The following is a 21,895-nucleotide window of genomic DNA, read 5'->3' as shown; positions in this document are numbered from 1 at the left end:
TGAAATGTTGGTAGAAATTTTTCGTCGGGTATTATCTATACTTTAGGGACCGAGTACAATCTTTTTGGCGATACGGTCAGTTTCTTTAAATTCGGTAGCGAGATTCAAATCAGTTAAAGTGGTCTGTAACGACACCAAGCCTTGTTTTAAAATTTCATCTACCGACTTGGTAATCCGATCTTCCTTCAACCGATCCACTTCAATCACCCCGACTTTACAACCCGCGGTGAGAGCCTCGTAAATCATTGAAACACTATCTTCAGTTACCCAAACCGCTTCGGCTTTTTGCATTTCTTCGAAAATCCAACCTTGCGGAGTGACTTCAACTGGGAAAATCTGTACTTTTTCAATATTCTTTAACTGTTTTAATTCTGCTAAAAACGCTTTTGGTGTGCGCCGTGAAGTGGTCAAAATGATTTGTGAATTTGAATTCTGCTCGACTATTTGTTCAATCGCTTGGAGTACTTTAGCCGCATTCCACTGATGGCGTTTTGAAGAGCCCCCCAAGGCGATCAGGATTCGACCATGCTGATGCCGCTCTTCATTTACAATTGGATTTAACGCACCTTGTGTGGTTAGTACTTTATTAGATGCCTGAATACCATCGTGCTGTGGAATCACCGCATAATCAAACCATGCAAACGGCAAGCTTGGCTTCATTAAAATAATGGTTTTGGCTTTGTTATACACTTTGCCCAACAGCCATACTCGAAAATGTGTATGGCTGCCGACGCCAAAAATATAAGTTGGCTCGTGTTCTACGGCATGAAGCTGATGGCTAAATAGCGCAGAAATAAGTGTCACTATAGGCAAATCATCAATTGAAATTTCTTGAAATGTGACTGCTTCCTGAGATTGGCGCTGCATGGCTTTAAATAAACCCAAAGCTTGTGAGCGATGTCCTGCTTTACCATCACTGACATAAACAATATGCATAGTCACGTTCCCAAAAATTCAATATCTTCAAGCCAATAAAAAAGGCGAAACTTAGTTTCGCCTTTTCATCTTAACCGATCAGCTTATTTTACGTAAGTTAACCAGTGCGCATATTTAGGGTCTTTACCCTGAACCGCATTAAAGAATGCAGTTTGGATTTGCTCAGTGATTGGACCACGACAACCTTCACCAATTTGACGGTCATCATATTCACGGATTGGCGTCACTTCAGCAGCAGTACCTGTGAAGAATGCTTCATCAGCGATATAGAATTCGTCACGTGTAATACGACGTTCAACCACTTCAAAACCAAGGTCTTTCGCAATCGTAATAATGGTTTGACGGGTAATACCATCAAGTGCACCACCCGCGATGTCAGGAGTATGAATCACACCATCACGAACTAAGAATACATTTTCGCCTGAACCTTGACATACATAACCTTGTGGATCGAGTAACATTGCTTCGTCATAGCCAGCATGTGCCACTTCTTGGTGTGCAAGAATGGACAAAGTATAGTTACCAGATGCTTTTGCTTTACACATGGTCACGTTTGGATGATGGTGCGTAAATGAAGACGTTTTAACACGAATACCCTTCGCCATCGCTTCATCACCAAGGTAAGCACCCCAGCTCCATGCAGCAACAACGGCATGAATTGTATTGTCAGTTGCTGCAATACCTAATTTTTCTGAACCAATAAAAATAATTGGGCGTAAATAGCAAGAAGCCAATTTGTTTTCACGAACCACATCAATTTGAGCTTGTTCTAATGCTGCATGATCAAATGGGACTTTCATTTGATAAATTTTTGCAGAATTTAATAAACGCTTAGTGTGTTCTTTTAAACGGAAAATAGCCGTTCCATTCGGAGTTTCATAAGCACGGACGCCTTCAAACACACCCATGCTGTAATGCAATGTATGTGTTAATACGTGAGTTTTCGCCTCACGCCAGTCAACCAATTGTCCATCTTGCCAAATAAAACCATCACGATCAGCCAAGTTCATGGCACACACTCCAAATTTTTATACACAGTCATTTTTATCCAATGCAAACGTTGCAGTTGGATCAATTAATCTTTGCCATAGCTTGCAAACGACCACTCGGGTATCGTGCCAATCGTCAGCTGAAACTTGCATGGATTGATTCGCAAGTGCTAAACGGTGGCTCTCGGCTCGTTCACGGAGATAAGCTTGAATCAATGCTGTCGCATCGGCGCTGGATAAGCAATCCGTTCTTGCGGCATCCTCAAGGATTCGTACGTTGTCAGAGTAATGGGCGAGATCGGGATTCGACCCACTCCATGCTAATACTGCATACTGTGCCATAAATTCGATGTCAACGATACCACCTGCATCTTGTTTTAAATGAAAAATTCCATCTTTTTGCTGCTCTTTAGAAGAACCTAGATGGTCTTTCATTTTTTGGCGCATTTTGAGCACTTCTGCACGAACATTGTTCTCATCGCGTGGCTGAGTCAAAATATTGCAGCGCAAGTTTTCAATTTCAATCCGTAAACTGTGTTCACCTGCAATCGTTCTGGCACGTACTAAAGCTTGATGCTCCCAGACCCAAGCATTTTTATGTTGATATTGCTCAAAGGCTTTTAAGCTGGTCACCAATAACCCCGCTTCTCCCGAAGGTCGTAAACGTGTATCCACCTCATACACTCGACCATCTAGGGTTTGCGTGGTCATTAAGGACATAAATTTTTGTGCAACCCGCATGGCAAATTCAAAGCCACTAATTGGTTTCTGTCCATCGGTATCGGCTTGTTCGTCCATATAGTGAATAAACACCAAATCCAAGTCCGAACCATAACCAAGCTCGATGCCACCCACCTTGCCATAACCAATTACCGCGAAAGCCGTGTGATCAATCGAACAACGCTGCCCTTCTGCATCGATGGGATAGCCATGTTTTTTGGCAACAATTTGATATGCCAAATGCAAGGTTGCATTCACCGACACTTCAGCAATATCGGTCAATGCATCCGATACTTTCATCAATGGGCTTTCGGCCAAAACATCACTAGCAGCTACTGCTAAGACATTGGATTTTTTAAATAATCGAAGAACACGCATCTGATCTTCAACTTGATCAATCTCAATTCGAAGCAGTTGTTGACGTAGAGAGTCTTCTAAATCTTTACGCTTTGGTAGCTCAAAATCCATCGACAAAAACTCGTCCAACAGCACGGGATAATGCGTCAATTCTTCGCAGATCCAAGGACTCACTGTTGCCATTTTCACTAATCGTTGTAATGCCCCTTTGCTCTCAATCAGCATCACCAAATAGACCGTACGGCGCAGCACCGACTCTACCAAAGGCATGAGACGTAGTAAGGCCACCTGAGGTTTATCTGACTGTAATATCGCTTCAATGAGATGTGGCCAAAAAGTTTTTAAACGCTGTACAGCTTTGGCAGGTAATTTTTTCAGCGCATGCCCATACCAAAATTCGTGAATTAAATTTTTGGCATCATCATCTAAAACATCATTTAACTGTGCTTCTAAATGACTAAAACTTTCTAGTAATGGATCGGGTTCTTTTTCTTTAATAAGATGTTCAAACTGGTAAATGACTTTGGCACGTTTCTGATTGAGCACATTCAAAAAGTCATCCCAGGTTGCAAAACCTAAAGTATCTAAAATGCGCTGGCGTGGTTCAGGCTCATGTGGCAACGATTGGGTTTGCTGATCATTGAGTGCTTGAATCGCATGTTCAATACGACGTAAAAATAAATACGCATCTTCTAAATCAGCAACCGCGGTTTTTTCTAATAATCCAACTTCACCTAAATGATGCAGACTCACTAAACATTGACGGTCTTGCAGCTCGAGTTTTGAACCGCCATAAATGAGCTGAAAAACTTGAACAATAAACTCTACTTCACGAATTCCGCCTGCACCGAGTTTAATGTCATCTTCGATATTACGACGTAGCACTTCACGTTCGATCATGGCTTTCATTTCACGCATGGCTTCGAAAGCGGTGTAATCAACATATTTGCGGAAGACGAAAGGTCGGGTCATTTCCAGTAACTCTGCACCTTCTTTACCCCCCGTGACGATACGTGCCTTAATCCAGGCATAGCGTTCCCATTCTCGGCCATGCTGGCTTAAGTATTTTTCTAATGCAGCATGACTGATTGCCAAGGCAGAACCATCACCCCATGGGCGTAGACGCATATCTACACGGAAGACAAAGCCGTCTGCGGTAATATGGTCAAGCAGGTAAATTAATTTTTGTCCCCACAAAATACAGAACTGCTGTACATCGATACATTTTCGACCATTGGTTTCGCCCTGTTCATCAAAGGCAAAAATAAGATCAATATCACTTGAAAGATTAAGTTCCTGTGCACCAAGTTTTCCCATGGCAACCACAATTAGGTCTTGAAATTTCCCCTTATAGCCTAGCGGTTCACCATATTTCGCAATCAACGGATTCAGCGCAAAATCTTTTGCCGCACAGATGGACGCATCGGCAAAGTCTGAAAGCTCTCGAGTTAAGGTGACGACATCGGTGAGTTGATTGGCATCTTGCCAAATCCAACGAAACATGAGACGTGCGCGCAGCACACGAATTGCACGCATCCAACTATTTTCATCTTGGATATCGGCAAGGCTGCTTGCGACAAAATGTTGAATTTGTGCTGTACTGAGCGAGGTTTGAAACTGATCAATTGCATAGTCTTGTTCTAAACTGGCCTGATGGATTCCGAGCACCTGTTCAGCATATTGACTGGCACGTAATGTTTTCTGCAATTGCTCCGCATTCATTTCACAAACCCTAGCGTGATTTTTTTCTAGTTATAACAGTTGATAACGCTTAGGGAAAAGTATTTTTAGGCTTTTATACCAATAGACGGACTTTAAAGTTCGCTTAAGGTCGCATCTTTCTGTGCACTGCTACTCTCGGTACTTAAGGTTTGATGCAGACTCGTCGCCTTTGGCAACCAGACTTTAAATTGTGTGCCTTCACCTTCTTTCGAGTTCACCACAATTTCACCCTGATTTAAGTCCACAAAACGTTTACAAAGCACTAAACCCAACCCCGTACCACGTTCTCCTGCCGTACCTTTAATACTAACCGTCAGTTTTTGCTGAAATAAATCATCAATCTGAGCTTGGGTCATGCCCAATCCAGTATCCTGAATGGTGAATACAACCCGTTCGCCATCTCGTTCGGCAGAAATCGTCACCACACCTCGTCCATCGGTATGAGTAAATTTCAATGCATTTGACACCAAGTTTTGCATCACTGATGTGATCATATTGATATCTGCATTGACTTTAATGCCTTCAGGCACGGCGTTGATCAGTCGAATATTTTTCTTCACAGCCAAGCTATTTAACACATCACTGACGATTTTTGCAGACTGATGTAAATCAAAATTAATCGGGTGATAAACAAAGCGACCACCTTCTGCCATAGCCCAGTTTAATAAGCTTTCTAAGAGGTTATACGTCGACTGTGTGGTGTCATATAAATAGTCTGCAATATTTTGCACACTTGAATCATCTAAGGTATTGCGTTCCTGCGCCAAAACCTCTGAAAAACCCAGTAGACCATGAAAAGGTGCTCTTAAATCATGCGCAATAATTTGGAAAAATTTAGTCTTACTAAAATTCAGTGCCGACTGCTGTTCATAGGCTTCTTTTAATTCGGCATTTTCAACACGGAGTTGAATGATGTTGACTAGACTTTGTACAAATTCTTCAACGATCTTTAATTGTTTGGCTTCAAATGCAGTGACTTGATCATCGAATAAAATAACTTTACCGATAGATTCTTGATCATATTTTAAATCGAAAGCGACTAAACGCTGATGCCCTAATCCAAGTTCTTGCATATAGTTGGAATAAGCTTGGTAATTTTCAGCGTCGCGGTCTATACGAGAACGTTCAGCAAAAAACTGATCTAGACGATCATCATCAGCTTCGGCCATAAATGCCTTAAATATGTGCTCTGAGGCATACCATATATAAGGTTCATTTTTAAATGCGAGGACAGCATTATCGACTTGCACAATACCACGCGCGAACTTTAAAAATTCTGCAATGCGGTTGTCGTCCGTATAAACCCCCATCAATAAAGACAAACGACAGGCAGTTAATAATTCGGTTTGTGTACCAATATCCAGTAAACGTAAAGCCATCCCGTTGCTCTCCTCAGGGTTTATCTTAAAGATAAAAACCAACTGTTCTGTTCAAGATTAATAGCAAAAATAGCCCAAACACTCAATAACAAAACCCAACAAAAAAACAAACATCATTTACGAATGCGCTATTTAATTGAACTTTCATCCAATTAGAAAATAAAAATATCTATAAAGAACATAACATTAAAGGTAAAACAAAAATTAAAACAATAAAATTAGAAACTTAAATTAATTTAAATTTTATTAACTGTTTATTTTAAATCGTACTTTTCGCGTTTTATTCAAACTAAAAACATGACCAAAAGAAATATTCACTTACATAAGACCTAAAAAACTGGGTTTAATTTTCTTTAACTACATCACAAAAAACAGTGAGTTTTATGATTATTCTACGACCAGATTGCTCATCAGGATGCTCGTTTCAGTCAGCTACACTAAATGAATCTATTTTTAAGTTTTTCTATTAGACTAATTTATTAGTTTTTATCAGTTGTGTGTGTCATTTGAGCGTTAAACCATACCTGCTCGCTTTTACTTTATTAAACTGAGCTAAAGATTCGTTTCATGCTTCTACTGTACATGAACTCATTCACCCAAATGACTGAAGCTGAAAAAGTGCCATGCCTTATTCATCAGATATATAAGTTATCGCATAAACATTCCGCGAACGTTCAAAGTCAAACGGAGCATCAAACTCACGTCGTTCTTTAATAAAGTCCCCAATCCTGACTAATTTTCGAACTTCCGCACCAAATCTACACCTAAAAGTTAAGGCATTCGGTTTGACCTATCAAACGCTTTGCTTTACAACTAAAACTTGAACGAGCCATAAAGAACAGATCAGCCCCAAAAAAATGATATAAATTTAATAGTTCAATAGCTTTAAGCTATGAATAACAAGCTTTCAATATTTCCCTTTTCGGTTTTGCGCTAAAATTAGGCGTCAAACTGCACTTCTTTTGTATCATTTTTCTACGAAATGACCACATCACAGGATCTTGCGTTGACTGAAAAGCAATGAACCCCGATACTTTCATAGTTTTATTTAAGCAAATCGGTTCATAGAGGCGAGCCACAAGCTCGGACCTCAAAGACACAATCTAAAGCAAGGGGCTATATATGGCTGGTGGAAAGTCAACTATCATCTACACACTGACCGACGAGGCGCCATTATTGGCGACTTACTCTCTGCTGCCGATCATTGAAACCTTTACTAAACCTGCTGGCGTTGAAATCGTTAAACGCGATATCTCAGTTGCAGCACGTGTACTCGCTGAATTTTCAGACTACCTAAGCGAAGAACAAAAGGTGCCAAATAACTTGGCAGAGCTTGGACAATTAACCCAAGATCCAAGCACAAACATTATCAAACTTCCGAACATCAGTGCTTCAGTTGGCCAATTAACTGCTTGCATTAAAGAATTACAGTCTAAAGGTTTTTCAATTCCGAACTACCCAGAAAACCCAGCGACTGAGGAAGAAAAAGAAATCAAGGCACGTTATAGCAAATGCCTAGGTTCTGCTGTAAATCCTGTACTTCGTGAAGGTAACTCTGACCGTCGTGCGCCTACTGCAGTAAAAAATTACGCGAAGAAACATCCGCACTCTATGAGCGAATGGAAACAGTGGTCACAAACTCACGTTTCTCACATGGACGAAGGTGACTTCTACCACGGCGAAAAGTCTATGACTTTAGACCGCGCTCGCAATGTAAAAATGGAATTGATCACTAAGTCTGGTGAAACTATTGTTCTTAAGCCTAAAGTTGCGCTTCAAGACGGCGAAATCATCGACTCAATGTTCATGAGCAAAAAAGCACTTTGCGACTTCTATGAAAAAGAATTAGATGATTGTAAAGAAGCAGGCATTTTGTTCTCTCTACACGTAAAAGCGACCATGATGAAGGTGTCTCACCCAATCGTTTTCGGTCACTGTGTGAAGATTTACTACAAAGATGCATTCGAAAAACACGGCAAATTGTTTGATGAGTTAGGTATTAACATCAACAACGGTATGTCTGGTCTTTACGAAAAAATTGAAACTCTTCCGACTTCTCTTCGTGAAGAAATCATTGCTGACTTACATGCTTGCCAAGAACACCGTCCTGCACTTGCAATGGTTGATTCTGCAAAAGGCATCACTAACTTCCACTCACCTAATGACGTAATTGTAGATGCATCTATGCCCGCAATGATCCGTGGTGGCGGTAAAATGTGGGGTGCTGACGGCAAACAGTACGACTGTAAAGCTGTAATGCCTGAATCTACTTTCGCGCGTATCTACCAAGAAATGATCAATTTCTGTAAATGGAATGGTAACTTTGACCCACGCACTATGGGTACTGTACCTAACGTTGGTTTGATGGCGCAAAAAGCTGAAGAATACGGCTCACACGACAAAACTTTCGAAATCGCTGAAGCGGGTGTTGCAAACATCACCGACCTAGAAACTGGTGAAGTGTTGATGTCACAAAACGTGGAAGAAGGCGATATCTGGCGTATGTGCCAAGTGAAAGACGCTCCAATCCGTGACTGGGTGAAACTTGCTGTGACTCGTGCACGCAACTCAGGAATGCCTGCGATCTTCTGGCTTGACCCGTACCGTCCACACGAAAACGAACTCATCAAGAAAGTTCAAACTTACTTGAAAGAGCACGACACTACTGGTTTAGACATTCAAATCATGTCTCAAGTACGTGCTATGCGTTATACACTTGAACGTGTTGCTCGTGGCCTAGATACAATTTCTGTAACTGGTAACATCCTACGTGATTACCTAACAGACTTGTTCCCAATCATGGAATTGGGTACTTCTGCGAAAATGCTTTCTATCGTGCCTCTAATGGCTGGTGGCGGCATGTACGAAACTGGTGCGGGTGGTTCTGCGCCTAAACACGTACAACAACTTGTAGAAGAAAACCACTTACGTTGGGACTCTTTAGGTGAGTTCTTGGCACTTGCTGTTTCTCTAGAAGAAATGGGCATCAAAGAAGACAACGCGAAAGCTAAACTTCTTGCAAATACACTTGATGCTGCGACTGGTAAATTGCTTGACAATGACAAGTCTCCATCACGTCGTACTGGCGAACTTGACAACCGTGGCAGCCACTTCTACCTTGCTAAATACTGGGCTGAAGAACTTGCTGCGCAAGACGAAGATGCAGATCTTAAAGCGAAATTCGCTCCTCTTGCTCAAGCACTTGCTGAAAACGAAGAAAAAATCGTTGCAGAACTTGCTGAAGTTCAAGGTAAAGCTGCGGACATCGGTGGTTACTACGCTGTAGATACAGCGAAAGTAAATGCTGTAATGCGTCCAAGCGCAACTTTAAATGCTGCTCTTGAGGCTGCTCAATAAGTTGATGCAAAACTAACTTAAGTTAGTGATGTAAAAAACCAGCGCTTCGGCGCTGGTTTTTTTTGACAAACTAATAATTTCAAAATTTCTTATCATTCCGACTCAATAGAATTATAGTTCTAGGTTTTTCCATTGCTTTATATTTTTCATCAGCTTCTTTTAATTCTTTAACAAAATCAGATGCACTTTGCAGTTTATCCTCCAATACCAAGCATAAAAGCGCCAATGCAATCAAAATAAAAGAAACAAAAATAAATACGATATTAACAATAAATTGAACACCTATAGAATTAATTACCACCCATAAAAGCATCCCTCCTATAAAGGCAAAAATAAAATATCCAGCTATAAACAAATAGCGCCTAGGAGTTGAACCAAGATTCAGGAAAGGTTTTATTAATAAATCTTTCGACAAATCCAAGGTTTGTCTTTTCTTATAAATAATGTATTGAACGCCATCGTCAAATAACAAAATCATACGATCAAAATTAATTAAATAATTCTGATGAAGCTCTATTAGCCTGAAGCAAGCCTATCTGAAATTTTCTTATGTTTTAAACTTGTAATTTCATGTCTTTTTAAAAATAACGTAATAATAGTTATAAAAATACCTGCGATAGGAGCTATAAGCTTCCAATCAATTTCCATTTATGCATCTCAACATAATAAATTTAGATAGATACATGATTTAACATTAGTTTTAAACGATGAAAAGCCTTTCTCATTTATAATTTTTTAATTAACAGGCAATAAAAAACCCCAAGTCTTAATAAGCTTGGGGTTTTTTAGAATTTTGGTCCCGAGGGTCGGACTCGAACCGACACATCATCTCTGATAGTGGATTTTGAATCCACCGCGTCTACCAATTTCACCACCTCGGGAAGGTGTTGAAACGTATAATAAACTGTTTCAAAAACTTGTCAACGCATGATGTTCTCATTTGATTAAAAATAAACCGTATAAGAATTTTTAGATGGATAATCCATCAATTTCAGCGTTAAAACCCAAAAAAGCTTATACTAAGCCAAATTTCATTATCCCCTTTTCAGATTTCTTAACATGCAACTTTCTGACTTTAACTTCAATCTCCCCGACGAACTCATTGCCCGCTATCCGCTTGAAACACGTAGTGCATCACGCCTGCTCCATCTCGACCTGAATGGCGAATACCACGACCATCATTTCACTGACATTTTAGACTTGCTCAATGAAGGTGACTTATTGGTACTGAACGATACCAAAGTGATGAAAGCCCGCTTGAAAGGCAAACGCGCTACAGGTGGTGCAGTTGAGGTTTTGGTTGAACGTATTCTTGATCCAAAAACCGCACATTGCCACATTAAAGCCAGCAATACACCTAAAGAAGGTGCGGAATTATTTATTGGTCCAGACGAAGTTAAAGTGACCGTTCAAGGCCGTCATGAAAACTTATTTGTTGTGGAATTTTCACAGCCTATTTTACAAGTTTTAGATTTATACGGTGCTTTACCGATTCCGCCTTACTTTAACCGTGAAGCAGAAGCGATTGATACCGAACGTTACCAAACTGTTTTTAACGATCCGACCAAATTGGCTTCAGTTGCAGCACCAACAGCAAGCTTACATTTTGATGAAGCGCTACTCAAAAAATTGGCGGACAAAGGCGTAAATAAAACCTTTGTTACCTTGCATGTGGGTGCAGGTACATTTTTACCCGTGCGCACCAATGACATTGAAAACCACATCATGCACAGCGAATGGTGTGACGTGTCAGAAGAATCTATGGCTTTAATCCGTGAGACAAAAGCACGTGGCAATAAAGTTATTGCTGTCGGTACTACAGCGACTCGTGCGACTGAAAGTGCCGCTCAAGCCAATGGCGGCGAACTCAAGGGCTGGACAGGTGATACGCAAATCTTTATCTACCCTGGTTATGAGTTCAAAGTGGTCGATCGTTTAATTACCAACTTCCATTTACCTGAGTCTACCCTGCTCATGTTAGTGTCAGCGTTGTCTAATCGAGACAATATTTTGAATGCCTATCACCATGCCGTCGACAGCCAATATCGCTTCTTTAGTTATGGCGATGCGATGTTAATTGATAACATTAACCACAAATAATCGAACGCTGAAATCATCCCTATGCCGATAGATTCTGTAAAGCACTCCATCCATATTCGTCGAAAAAAGAATGCTGTGGTTTTTCAGAATATCGCTCGGCTCTGGGATATAGGCCGAAACGCCAAAACACACCAAGAGCTCCTCGATGGACTGCATCCATGGAATGCTCCCATTACACTCAAATTTGAAAATTTACTGCCGCTGGCTTTAGCCGCACTGGGTATCGGATTCATGCTGTTTATTGTAATTCAGCCCGATCATGGCTGGGCACAGCTCTGCTTTGCTGCGGGATTGGTCATGGTGTTCTGGGCCTATATCAGCTATGAAAAAGATGACCCGCTCGAAGATGTTATTGCGTTTTTGGAAACCGAATGCATCGCAAAAAAATACCAACTGGCTTTTAACCGACAGCCTCAATACATTTCAATGCCGCTGAATAATCTACAATTTATTGGCAATCTTAAACGTATGTTCCCCGTATTTAAGCAAGGCAGCCTTTCGAATGATATTCAGACCTTCGCGAGCACCGTTTGGGAAGATGAAAATCAGCAACAGCATCAAGTCATGGTCTTTCATTATCACTATGTGAATGAACTGAAGGTACGAGACAAAGACGGTGATGAAGTCACGGTCAAAGAAATTCATAAAGACCTGTGGGGCGTATTTGTTTTTGATATTGGCATCCATGGACTTGCCGTATCTGCAACAGGCAAAAACTTTGGCTATCCCTATAGTTTTCCTTGGCACAGCAGCGACATTCAAACCAATCAAAAATTAAAGTTTTATGGCGAGAACCAAATGGAAATCGCTAAATTGCTCAGCCCAGGCTTTGTCCTCCGACTAGCGGATTTTTTTCAAAACCGTGAAGGTGATCTGCTATTTCATCCGAGCCACCGCATAATGTGCTATCTTGGCTCTACAGATTTATTTAAAGTCAGTAGTAAAGCAAAACGAATTCAAGATGTTTCGGCATTGCGTGGACATCTCAGAACCTTTAAATTAAATGCTTTAGAAAATTTGAAAAACGATTTAACGCAGTTTTTAAAATAGATTTCATACAATAATGTTTTAACTTACGACCTTTTATCTTGAGGATAAAATTTTATGGGGCTTTTGATCTTTGTTTTAATCATCATTGCATTGGTGATTGGCGCAATCATGATTCGCAACAATATTGTCCGACATCACAATGCAACCATTCGTGCATGGTCAGATGTAGCCAGCTATGAACGTCAAAAAATCAAAATTTTAGATGGATTACAGCCACTGGTTGAACAATATTCGAATTTTGAACAAGGGACTTTGGCAAAAGTCACTGAACTCCGTCAAAATATTATGAACTTGAACGTAAGCAGTACCGATGTCAGCCAATTACAGCGTATCGAAGCCTTGAATCAAGATCTGATGCGCAGCCTGAATGTTGTGGTTGAAAACTATCCCGAGCTCAAAGCCAATGATATTTATCTGAAAATGATGAATGAAATTGAAGAACAAAACGAAAATGTCGGCGCGGCAATTACTATTTTTAACCGCAACGTCGAATTGTTCAACAACCACATTCAAGTGTTTCCTAACAATATTATTAATACGCTATTGCTGAGTAAAAAAGCGGTTCGCCCTTTCCGCGATCAAGCTGCCAGCCAAAATTTTGATTATCGTCCGAACTTTTAAGTTCGGGCTTTAATGCACCAAAGTAAAAAAATAATGATGAGGTGATCAAGCACCTCCAAAACTAGAAAGAAAAATAAAATATGCAAAATCAAATTAATGCACTGAAAAATGTGCTGATTCAGGCGTTTTTCAAACTCTATGAGCAGCACCAAGACGACCATATTTACGCATGTACGTTGGTGTTCAATCCCTATTTGTCCATGGACTATATCGCAGTCTCTACGCAGCGTAGTATTTTTGCCGAAGATGAAGATTCTGCTCAATATCTTGCAACGCATGATCGATGGAATGTGTCTAAATGGCGCTATCGTAGCCTACCGTCTTTAAGTCAAGACTTGGCGCAGTTTAAACTGACATCTGTAAATGAAGTGGGCCATTTAAACTTTGATCCATCTTCTATAGAAAGTACGATAAAGTCTGAATCGGCTAACCATCTTTCAATCTTGCTCAATGCCATACAACAAACAAAATTCGACTTGGCTCAGTCCTATGGCATTGAATTGGACAATATTCTGTTTTTTATCACGGTGCCGACACAGCCCGAAATAGAGATTTATTCAGCTCAGGTTTTAAATCCTCCAAGTACACAACTTGACGATTTTCTTAAATCCAAACACCCCCTCCAACTCGACAGCTTACCCAAGCGTATGAAGCTGTCTCAGTATGATAAAGACCTGCTGATTGATTTGGCTCAAATCGTTGAAATACAACCTTATAACTATTTACATGTAGCTAATGAAGTCTATCTTTTAAGCTTAGAAAAAAACTATGCAACCACGAATCCTTATATTCAAAAGCTTATTGACAGTATCGTGGCCATGACATCGGACCCGAAAGGCACATTTGCGATGGAAAAAGAAGAAATTTTGCAGCGAATTAACCAGTTCTATTTTAATGCCAAGAGTTCAGATGAAGCCTTGTCACAAGACGCAATCTATAAATTTACAGACTTAACACCCGACAAAGCTAGCGTTTAACCGCAGAATCAAGGAAAATAGAGCACTTTTAGCACTCTTACCATCAGCGAACTGTTTTTTCGCCTTGATCTGGACCTTGTATGAAGTTTGAAAAATTGGCGCAATCGGGCCGTGCTCGTCGCGGCCGTTTAACCCTTGAACATGGTGTTGTTGAAACACCTATGTTCATGCCTGTCGGTACTTACGGTACTGTAAAAGGCATGCTCCCACGTGACATTAAAGAAATTAAATCCCAAGTTATTTTGGGTAATACTTTCCATTTATATCTACGTCCAGGCCTAGATGTCATTCGTGAACATGGTGGTTTACACCAATTCATGAAATGGAATAACCCGATTTTGACAGATTCAGGCGGTTTCCAAGTCTTCAGCCTTGGCGCTATGCGCAAAATTAAAGAAGAGGGCGTGACTTTCCGCTCTCCGATTGATGGCTCTAAAGTCTTTTTATCTCCTGAAATTTCGATGGATATTCAGCACACGCTGAATTCAGACATCGTGATGATTTTTGATGAATGTACGCCTTATCCTGCGACACATGAAGAAGCGCAAAAATCACTGCAGCTTTCATTGCGTTGGGCGAAACGTTGTAAGACTCAACATCATGACGTGCTGAAAAACCGTAATGCACTATTTGGTATTATCCAAGGCGGCATGTATGAAGATTTACGTGATGAATCTTTAAATGGTCTCAAAGAAATTGATTTTGATGGTTATGCCATTGGTGGCTTGTCTGTTGGCGAACCTAAAGAAGAAATGATCAAAGTATTGGATTATCTTCCAGAGAAAATGCCTGCGGATAAACCACGTTACTTGATGGGTGTCGGTAAACCAGAAGATATCGTAGAAGCAGTTCGTCGCGGTGTCGATATGTTTGACTGTGTGATGCCAACTCGAAATGCACGTAATGGTCATTATTTTGTGACTGACGGTTTAGTGCGTATTCGCAATGCCAAATATCGTCATGATCAAAGTCCGCTTGACCCACATTGCGACTGCTATACCTGTACAAATTTCACCAAATCTTATCTCTTCCATCTTGAGAAATGCGGCGAAATGCTCGGTTCGATGCTCGGTACTATTCATAACTTACGTTATTACCTGCGTCTGACTGAAGCGATGCGTGATGCTCTCGATCATGGCACTTTTGATGAGTTTGTTGAAGACTTTTATCGTCGTCGCGGCATGGAAGTGCCACCTTGTCCTCAAGATTAATTCTTTCAGCATTTGCGCTGAAGAAAAAGACAAGGTAAATTGCTGAACAAGTCCAATTTATTTATCAAAGTATTGATAACCAGTTTTTTTAGTTTAGGAAAATGAAATGAGCCTTTTTATTTCTACTGCTCACGCGGCAGGTGAAGCTGCACAGCAACCGAGCATGATGGCAAACCTGTTGATGATTGCGGTATTTGTCGCAATCTTCTACTTCTTGATCTGGCGCCCTCAATCAAAACGTGCAAAAGAACATCGTGCACTAATTGAAAGCCTAGGTGTTGGTAGTGAAGTTGTTTTTGCGGGCGGTTTAATGGGTAAAATCACGAAAATCGAAGGTGATTTTGCAGTTGTTGAACTGAACCGTGGCGTAGAAGTAAAAGTACAACGCGCAAGTGTGATTTCAGTTCTGCCTGAAGGCACTCTAAATAACCTTTAATCAAAAAATAAGTCGTGCACCCGCACGGCTTTTTTCATTTTAAGAAGAAAACGAATGCGTTACCCAGCATGGAAATATCTACTGATTCTAGTGGTACTAGTCATCAGTACATTATATGCCCTGCCAAGTTTGTATCCTGATGAACCTGCTGTTCAAATTTCAGGTGCCAAAGCCGGTACCCAGATTGACCAAAGCATCGTACAAAAAGCAGAGCAGATTTTAAAATCTGAAAATATTGCCAGCCATGACAATAGCTTCACCAATAATGCCGCTTTATTACGTGTTGATTCGAGCGAACAACAATTAAAAGCGAAAGAAGCACTGCGTCGTGGGCTCGGTGAAAATTATGTCGTCGCATTGAACCTTGCGCCTACTACCCCAGAATGGCTACAAAAAATTGGTGCTAAACCAATGAAGCTGGGTCTGGATTTACGTGGTGGTGTACATTTCCTACTTGAAGTGGATATGGATAAAGCCATTTCACAACGTATGGAAACGTCTGCGGCTGACTTACGTCGCCAACTTCGTAACAATAAATTAAAATTCAATAGCTTATCTTTGAACAACAACACCATTACGATGCAATTTGCAAATAATGATGACCGTTCTGCAGCTATGGATTTCCTTCGTCGTAACGGCAATGAATATACTCAACAAGCGGTTGCAACAACTGAAGGTTCGACTCTTCGTCTAAGCTACACAGATACACGTAAACAAGAAATTCAGTCTTATGCTGTCAACCAAAACTTAACAACTTTACGTAACCGTATTAACGAGTTAGGTGTAGCGGAAGCATTAGTACAAACTCAAGGTAGCAACCGTATTGTGGTTGAATTACCGGGTGTACAAGATACTGCTGAAGCAAAACGTGTACTTGGTCGTACTGCAAACCTTGAGTTCCGCTTAGTTTCTGATTTAAACGATCAATATATCGATCCTTACACAGGTCAAGCAAAAGGCTCATTACCGCCGGGTACCGAAGCTTTTGCTTATGAATCTTTGGACAGTGGTCGTCAATTATTACTTAACCGTAACCGTATCTTAACGGGTGAACGTGTACAAAACGCGTCATCAGGCTTTAGCCAAGATACAGGTGGTGCTGAAGTAAACATTACTTTGGACACTGCGGGCGGTAAGTTGATGTCTGAAGCTACTCGTAATGCTGTAGGCAAACGAATGGCAGTTTTGTTCATCGAGAACAAACAAAAAATTAGTTATGTTGCAGATCCTGCAACAGGTACACAAACTGAAGTTCGTACACCTTATACCGAATCTGTGGTCATCAATGCGGCAACGATTCAAGCCGTATTGGGTTCTCAGTTCCGTATTACCGGTCTAGATTCACCTCAAGAAGCATCTGAACTTGCATTGATGTTACGTGCAGGTGCATTGGCAGCGCCAATGTACTTCGTGGAAGAACGTGTGATTGGTCCGAGTCTCGGTCAAGAAAACATCGACAAAGGCGTGTTATCAACTCAAATCGGTTTCTTATTGGTTGCGATTTGGATGGTGGTCTTCTTCCGTGTATTTGGTCTGATTGCTAACTTTGCCTTGGTCGTGAACTTAGCCATGATCTTAACGGTGATGTCTTGGATTGGCGCGTCCCTCACCCTTCCGGGTATTGCAGGTATCGTGATTACCATTGGTATGGCGGTCGACGCCAACGTACTGATCTGTGAGCGGATACGAGAAGAAATTAAATGGGGTGCCTCGCCGAAACAGGCGATTGTTGCGGGTTATGATCGTGCGTATAACACCATCTTTGACTCCAACTTAACCACATTCTTGGTTGCTTTCATTCTGTTTGCAATTGGTACAGGTCCGATTAAAGGCTTCGCGGTTACCCTAATGATTGGTATTGTCTGCTCGATGTTCACAGCGATTACCGTGACACGTGCAATCGTACAAATCATTTATGGTAAAAAACGTAACCTGAAGAAGTTGAGCATTTAGGAGATCGAAGATGACTGAAAATACTCAACCGAAACAATACGGCCGTCCGGACAACGAGCGCATTATTCCATTTATGAAGATTGCCAAACCGGCAGCCTTTATATCGATTATTTTAACGCTCGCAAGTATCTTTTTTATTTGCACCAAAGGTCTAAACCTCGGTTTGGACTTTACTGGCGGTGTGGCAGCAGAGTTGAACTATAGTCAACCAGTAAAATCTACCGATGTGAGCTCAGCGCTGACAAAAGCTGGTTTTAAAGACCCTGTGGTACAAACCTTAGGATCTGACCGCGACCTGATGGTTCGTATGCCAGTTCAAAAAGACATTGAAGCTGAAGACCTAACCAAAGCCATTACGACTGCCGCTCAATTGCCAGGCAATAAAGCAGAAGTACATAAAGTTGATGTAGTTGGCGGTCAAGTCGGTAATGAACTCTACGTGCGTTCTGCGGGCGCTGTTGGTCTTGCCCTACTGCTCATGCTGGTTTATGTCACTATTCGCTTTGAGTTCAAACTTGCGATGGGCGCTGTACTGTCTTTATTCCACGATATCGTGGTGACCATTGGTATCTTTGCTATGATGCAGTGGCCGTTTGACTTAACAGTTTTGGCTGCGCTACTCGCGATTATCGGCTTCTCGCTCAACGATAACATCGTTGTATCTGACCGTATTCGTGAAAACTTCCGTAAGATTCGTGGTGCTGAGCCTCTCGAAGTTGTCAACAGTGCATTAACTGAAACACTTCGCCGTACCATTCATACCTCAATGACACTATTACTGGTTGTTGTAGCGATGATGGTACTGGGCGGTGATGGTCTGAAATGGTTCTCTGTTGCAATGTTTGTTGGTGTATTTGTGGGTACATATTCATCAATCTACATTGGTACAGCCTTCGCGTTATGGCGTGGCCTGAACCGTCAAGACTTCATTGTACAAGTGAAGCCTGAATTTGAAGAAGAAGAAGAGATTCCTTAAGCTTTTCGACTTATAGTTCAAATCAAAACCCATCTTCGGATGGGTTTTTTTATGCGACTACCTTAAATAAATGAGCTAGGTAAGATCGCAATAATAGGATGTAATTTTTCAATATCGGATTGCAGGAATTCCACCTGTCGTTTTTGGTCTAGACTTGCAAATTGCCACGTATCATCTGTTTGCTGCATTATGTTTAAAATAAGATTTAAGCCATTTCGTAAATATACACAGGCTAGATCCGATCTCTCTACCCCTCGCCGTTCATCACAGACCACAAGCCAACCCTCTTGTAATACAGGGGCATAATACGATGCTGTGATGCGAATCAAATACAGGTCTTGAGTGTTTTTAAATAATGCTGAATATTGAGATGAATCATTTGAAATCAATTTTAACGAAAATGCCTGTGTCTCAACTACCTGCATTTCAAAAAGGACTAAGTTTGGTTGCTCTGTAGTACTCTTGGCTTGTTTTATAAATTGAACTTCATGATCCAAACTTCCCTTTATGAGTTCCAATTGTGTCTCTAACTCACGTGCAAATTTCTCTCCAATCTGCCGATGACTATTTAATAATTGGGAAATTAAAGGAACTGATAAGCCAAAATGTTCACACACGGCTTTACCATTTTTAAAAGGGCCTGTTGCCACCCAATGGTCAATCGCTCGTGTTAAATTCTGTCGACGCTTTTCAAAAAGCTCTGAAGGCAGCATAAGCATTCAATTTTATAATTTCTCTCCCCCAATATAATAAAAAACCCGCACGCAGCGGGTTTTTTATACAATTTTATTTTTAGCTACCTTGTACCAAGCGACGTGCGCTGATAATGCCCGGTTGTTGCTCTAGACGTGCCAACAGTTTCGACAACTGCGCCAATCCCTTCACTTCAATCAATAACTTCATATTGGCAATACCATCACTTTCGGAAATCGTATTCACCTGACGAATGTTGATTTGGTCTGAGAAAATCACTTGAGTCAAATCTTTAAGCAAACCACGACGGTCATAAGCTTCCACCACGATTTGCACACTTTGACCACGGGTTGGCTGCATTTCCCAATCCGCTTCAACCGCACGTTCAGGCTCTTGTCCAATCATACGGATATAATCCGGACATGCGACCTTATGGATACTCACGCCACGATTCAGGGTGATATAACCGGCAATCGATTCACCATGCACAGGCTGACAACACTGAGCAATGTGTAGTTCTACATTGTCCAGACCATCAATCAAAATACCATGCGCCGAAAGCGTATGACTTGCACGAGGGTTCAATGTCGGTTTTAACACCAGTTCAGGCTCATCCTGATCGAGGTGCATATGACGGTTAACCTGATTGATTAAGGCATGCAGGCTAATGTCACCACTCACCAAGCCAATCAAGATATCTTCACCCAATTTCACATTAAAATGATTGCAGTAATCATTCAAATCGATACTTTTCGGGTGAATCGCCAAACGTGACAATTCTTTATTCAGAATCTCACGTCCCACTTCCAAGTTTTTACTACGGTCTTGCTGACGGAACCAATGACGCAACTTGTCACGTGCACGAGCCGTCTTGATATAACCCAGCGAGTTCACCAACCAATCTCGGTTCGGTTCACGATCTTTCTTGGTTAAAATCTCGACCTGCTCCCCAGTTTTTAGGGTATAGGTTAGAGGCACATAACGTTGGTTCACCCGTGCTGCATAGCACTTGTTACCCACTTCAGTATGCACATGATAGGCAAAGTCGAGCACAGTCGAACCGCGTGGTAATTCTTTGATATCACCGTCACGACTGAACACATAGATTTTCTCAAAATCTTCAAACTCTTGGATTTGTTCGAAGTTTTCAGAAGCCTCATCTTCTTTATGGGCGCTAGCATCATTTCGTTCTTGATAATGTTCAAGCACTGCACGTAAAGAATGTAAGCGATGATTAAATGAATAATCTGTGGTTTTAGAACCTTCTTTATAGTTAAAGTGCGAACACACCCCGAGCTCAGCTTCTTCGTGCATATTATACGTACGAATTTGCACTTCTAAAGATTTGTTCTCTGCAATCACGGCCGTGTGCAGTGAGCGATAACCATTGGCTTTCGGGTTGGTAATATAATCATCGAACTGATGCGGAATATGACGCCAAATCTGATGAACGATCCCCAATGTGTGATAACACTCAGGCACATTATCCACCAAAACACGAACCGCTCGAATGTCATAAAGCTGATCAAAGCTCAGGTTCTTACTCTTCATTTTTCGATAAATCGAATAAATGTGTTTCACCCGACCATTAATCTCGGCCTCAATGCCATGATCTAATAGTTCTTTACGCAACTTTTCTGTCACGAACTGAATATATTGTTCACGCTCTAAACGTTTTTCATTCAGTAAAGAGGCAATTTCTTTATAGCGTTCAGGTGCAAGATAACGGAAAGCGAGATCTTCAAGCTCCCACTTAAGCTGTGCAATCCCTAAACGGTGCGCAAGCGGCGAGTAAATGGTTAAAATTTCTCGTGCGACACGCTCTTGACGTTCTTTGGTTGAGTGCGCTAACTCACGTAATGCATAGGTACGTTCAGAAAGTTTGATTAATACAACACGAACATCTTCAGTCACAGAGATCAGCATTTTATAAATGCCGGTCAAATGTTCACGTTGGTTATTATTAAAATGATCTTCTAGACGTTTATTTTGCTCAATCAGGTCAGACAACTTACCCATGGCAAGCGTGCCTTTCACCAAAGCATGCACTTGATCGCCAAATTTGCTTTGGACTTCTTCTAAACTGGTTACGCCTTCACGAACACTTCGATACAGCATGGCTGCTGATAACGTATCTTCATCCGCATACAGATGAGCAAGAATATCCGCCATTTCAATACCGGTATAGAAGGTATTCGAGCGATGGTTGACCGTTGTTTCAAGTTCATTCTGTAAGGTCAGATGTGCAACTTCTTCGAGTTGCTTTAGAGGAGCCCCGTCAAACATGCCACTCACACGTTCTAGCCATTCAGCTAGATCATGCTGTGCTTGCTCGGCATGTTCTACAGTCGTTTCCTGTGACAACTCATTGAGACGTCCAGGTAATTGTTCACGTACTGTGACCATACCCTACTCCTA

At 41.2% G+C, this 21,895-nt stretch carries 17 protein-coding genes and 1 tRNA gene; 9 read left to right on the top strand and 9 right to left on the bottom strand.

What is annotated here, in order from left to right; all coding sequences use genetic code 11:
* Positions 1–42: 42 nt before the first annotated feature.
* From AC4CU0_RS02770 to AC4CU0_RS02755, 4 genes are all read right to left on the bottom strand, one after another.
* The gene (locus AC4CU0_RS02770; RefSeq protein ID WP_180109994.1) at positions 43–936 is read right to left on the bottom strand and encodes a mitochondrial fission ELM1 family protein; all 894 of its coding nucleotides are present in this window, start codon (positions 934–936) and stop codon (positions 43–45) included.
* An 83-nt stretch (positions 937–1,019) separates the two neighbouring features.
* Entirely contained in the window at positions 1,020–1,946 is a 927-nt protein-coding gene (locus AC4CU0_RS02765; protein ID WP_078191262.1) for a branched-chain amino acid transaminase, read from the bottom strand.
* Between the two features lie 18 nt (positions 1,947–1,964).
* Positions 1,965–4,724: a bifunctional [glutamate--ammonia ligase]-adenylyl-L-tyrosine phosphorylase/[glutamate--ammonia-ligase] adenylyltransferase gene (gene glnE, locus AC4CU0_RS02760; RefSeq protein WP_490742400.1), complete on the bottom strand. Its 2,760-nt coding sequence runs from the start codon at positions 4,722–4,724 to the stop codon at positions 1,965–1,967.
* A gap of 92 nt (positions 4,725–4,816) precedes the next feature.
* Entirely contained in the window at positions 4,817–6,103 is a 1,287-nt protein-coding gene (locus tag AC4CU0_RS02755; RefSeq protein ID WP_490742399.1) for a sensor histidine kinase, read from the bottom strand.
* Positions 6,104–7,225: 1,122 nt separating this feature from the next.
* On the opposite strand from AC4CU0_RS02755, the gene AC4CU0_RS02750 reads away from it, so the two are divergent.
* Positions 7,226–9,460 carry an NADP-dependent isocitrate dehydrogenase gene (locus tag AC4CU0_RS02750; protein WP_490742398.1) on the top strand — a complete coding sequence of 745 codons (2,235 nt, stop codon included), beginning with the start codon at positions 7,226–7,228 and terminating at the stop codon, positions 9,458–9,460.
* Between the two features lie 79 nt (positions 9,461–9,539).
* Here the strand turns inward: AC4CU0_RS02750 and AC4CU0_RS02745 are convergent, their stop codons facing one another.
* The 3 genes from AC4CU0_RS02745 to AC4CU0_RS02735 all read right to left on the bottom strand — a co-directional run bounded on the left by AC4CU0_RS02745 (position 9,540) and on the right by AC4CU0_RS02735 (position 10,341).
* A complete protein-coding gene (locus AC4CU0_RS02745; RefSeq protein WP_490742397.1) occupies positions 9,540–9,938 on the bottom strand; it encodes a hypothetical protein in 399 nt (132 codons plus the stop codon).
* 38 nt (positions 9,939–9,976) lie between these two features.
* The gene (locus AC4CU0_RS02740) at positions 9,977–10,108 is read right to left on the bottom strand and encodes a hypothetical protein (protein ID WP_490742396.1); all 132 of its coding nucleotides are present in this window, start codon (positions 10,106–10,108) and stop codon (positions 9,977–9,979) included.
* Between the two features lie 146 nt (positions 10,109–10,254).
* Positions 10,255–10,341: transfer RNA gene (locus AC4CU0_RS02735), tRNA-Leu, on the bottom strand.
* 178 nt (positions 10,342–10,519) lie between these two features.
* Here AC4CU0_RS02735 and queA point away from each other — a divergent pair.
* The 8 genes from queA to secF all read left to right on the top strand — a co-directional run bounded on the left by queA (position 10,520) and on the right by secF (position 18,784).
* Positions 10,520–11,560, top strand: coding sequence for a tRNA preQ1(34) S-adenosylmethionine ribosyltransferase-isomerase QueA (queA, locus tag AC4CU0_RS02730; RefSeq protein ID WP_078191326.1), 1,041 nt, complete (start codon positions 10,520–10,522; stop codon positions 11,558–11,560).
* A 21-nt stretch (positions 11,561–11,581) separates the two neighbouring features.
* Positions 11,582–12,610 (top strand): hypothetical protein, encoded by a 1,029-nt coding sequence (locus AC4CU0_RS02725; RefSeq protein ID WP_490742395.1) that lies wholly within the window; start codon positions 11,582–11,584, stop codon positions 12,608–12,610.
* Between the two features lie 54 nt (positions 12,611–12,664).
* Entirely contained in the window at positions 12,665–13,231 is a 567-nt protein-coding gene (locus AC4CU0_RS02720; protein WP_180010942.1) for a LemA family protein, read from the top strand.
* A gap of 80 nt (positions 13,232–13,311) precedes the next feature.
* Positions 13,312–14,208, top strand: coding sequence for a hypothetical protein (locus AC4CU0_RS02715; protein ID WP_490742394.1), 897 nt, complete (start codon positions 13,312–13,314; stop codon positions 14,206–14,208).
* Between the two features lie 80 nt (positions 14,209–14,288).
* Complete coding sequence (tgt, locus tag AC4CU0_RS02710) at positions 14,289–15,419, top strand: tRNA guanosine(34) transglycosylase Tgt (protein ID WP_078194179.1); 1,131 nt, start codon at positions 14,289–14,291, stop codon at positions 15,417–15,419.
* A gap of 106 nt (positions 15,420–15,525) precedes the next feature.
* A complete protein-coding gene (gene yajC / locus AC4CU0_RS02705; RefSeq protein ID WP_078191271.1) occupies positions 15,526–15,855 on the top strand; it encodes a preprotein translocase subunit YajC in 330 nt (109 codons plus the stop codon).
* Between the two features lie 54 nt (positions 15,856–15,909).
* Positions 15,910–17,808, top strand: coding sequence for a protein translocase subunit SecD (gene secD / locus AC4CU0_RS02700; RefSeq protein ID WP_490742393.1), 1,899 nt, complete (start codon positions 15,910–15,912; stop codon positions 17,806–17,808).
* A gap of 10 nt (positions 17,809–17,818) precedes the next feature.
* Positions 17,819–18,784, top strand: coding sequence for a protein translocase subunit SecF (gene secF / locus AC4CU0_RS02695; RefSeq protein ID WP_490742392.1), 966 nt, complete (start codon positions 17,819–17,821; stop codon positions 18,782–18,784).
* A gap of 62 nt (positions 18,785–18,846) precedes the next feature.
* On the opposite strand, the gene AC4CU0_RS02690 is transcribed toward secF, so the two are convergent.
* On the bottom strand, positions 18,847–19,497 hold the full coding sequence (locus AC4CU0_RS02690; protein WP_490742391.1) for a hypothetical protein: 651 nt from the start codon (positions 19,495–19,497) through the stop codon (positions 18,847–18,849).
* 79 nt (positions 19,498–19,576) lie between these two features.
* A complete protein-coding gene (locus tag AC4CU0_RS02685; protein WP_490742390.1) occupies positions 19,577–21,883 on the bottom strand; it encodes a RelA/SpoT family protein in 2,307 nt (768 codons plus the stop codon).
* Positions 21,884–21,895: the final 12 nt, after the last annotated feature.

The sequence above is a fragment of the Acinetobacter sp. LipI_15 genome (assembly GCF_058242865.1).
The sequence above is the reverse complement of the archived record's forward strand: the minus strand, read 5'-3'. Positions and strand labels throughout refer to the sequence as shown.

Excerpts from the sequence above, each read along its gene's own strand:
- AC4CU0_RS02770 (WP_180109994.1), bottom strand. The coding sequence starts at position 936 with ATGCATATTGTTTATGTCAGTGATGGTAAAGCAGGACATCGCTCACAA.
- AC4CU0_RS02765 (WP_078191262.1), bottom strand. The coding sequence starts at position 1,946 with ATGAACTTGGCTGATCGTGATGGTTTTATTTGGCAAGATGGACAATTG.
- glnE (WP_490742400.1), bottom strand. The coding sequence starts at position 4,724 with ATGAATGCGGAGCAATTGCAGAAAACATTACGTGCCAGTCAATATGCT.
- AC4CU0_RS02755 (WP_490742399.1), bottom strand. The coding sequence starts at position 6,103 with ATGGCTTTACGTTTACTGGATATTGGTACACAAACCGAATTATTAACT.
- AC4CU0_RS02750 (WP_490742398.1), top strand. The coding sequence starts at position 7,226 with ATGGCTGGTGGAAAGTCAACTATCATCTACACACTGACCGACGAGGCG.
- AC4CU0_RS02745 (WP_490742397.1), bottom strand. The coding sequence starts at position 9,938 with ATGATTTTGTTATTTGACGATGGCGTTCAATACATTATTTATAAGAAA.
- AC4CU0_RS02740 (WP_490742396.1), bottom strand. The coding sequence starts at position 10,108 with ATGGAAATTGATTGGAAGCTTATAGCTCCTATCGCAGGTATTTTTATA.
- queA (WP_078191326.1), top strand. The coding sequence starts at position 10,520 with ATGCAACTTTCTGACTTTAACTTCAATCTCCCCGACGAACTCATTGCC.
- AC4CU0_RS02725 (WP_490742395.1), top strand. The coding sequence starts at position 11,582 with ATGCCGATAGATTCTGTAAAGCACTCCATCCATATTCGTCGAAAAAAG.
- AC4CU0_RS02720 (WP_180010942.1), top strand. The coding sequence starts at position 12,665 with ATGGGGCTTTTGATCTTTGTTTTAATCATCATTGCATTGGTGATTGGC.
- AC4CU0_RS02715 (WP_490742394.1), top strand. The coding sequence starts at position 13,312 with ATGCAAAATCAAATTAATGCACTGAAAAATGTGCTGATTCAGGCGTTT.
- tgt (WP_078194179.1), top strand. The coding sequence starts at position 14,289 with ATGAAGTTTGAAAAATTGGCGCAATCGGGCCGTGCTCGTCGCGGCCGT.
- yajC (WP_078191271.1), top strand. The coding sequence starts at position 15,526 with ATGAGCCTTTTTATTTCTACTGCTCACGCGGCAGGTGAAGCTGCACAG.
- secD (WP_490742393.1), top strand. The coding sequence starts at position 15,910 with ATGCGTTACCCAGCATGGAAATATCTACTGATTCTAGTGGTACTAGTC.
- secF (WP_490742392.1), top strand. The coding sequence starts at position 17,819 with ATGACTGAAAATACTCAACCGAAACAATACGGCCGTCCGGACAACGAG.
- AC4CU0_RS02690 (WP_490742391.1), bottom strand. The coding sequence starts at position 19,497 with ATGCTGCCTTCAGAGCTTTTTGAAAAGCGTCGACAGAATTTAACACGA.
- AC4CU0_RS02685 (WP_490742390.1), bottom strand. The coding sequence starts at position 21,883 with ATGGTCACAGTACGTGAACAATTACCTGGACGTCTCAATGAGTTGTCA.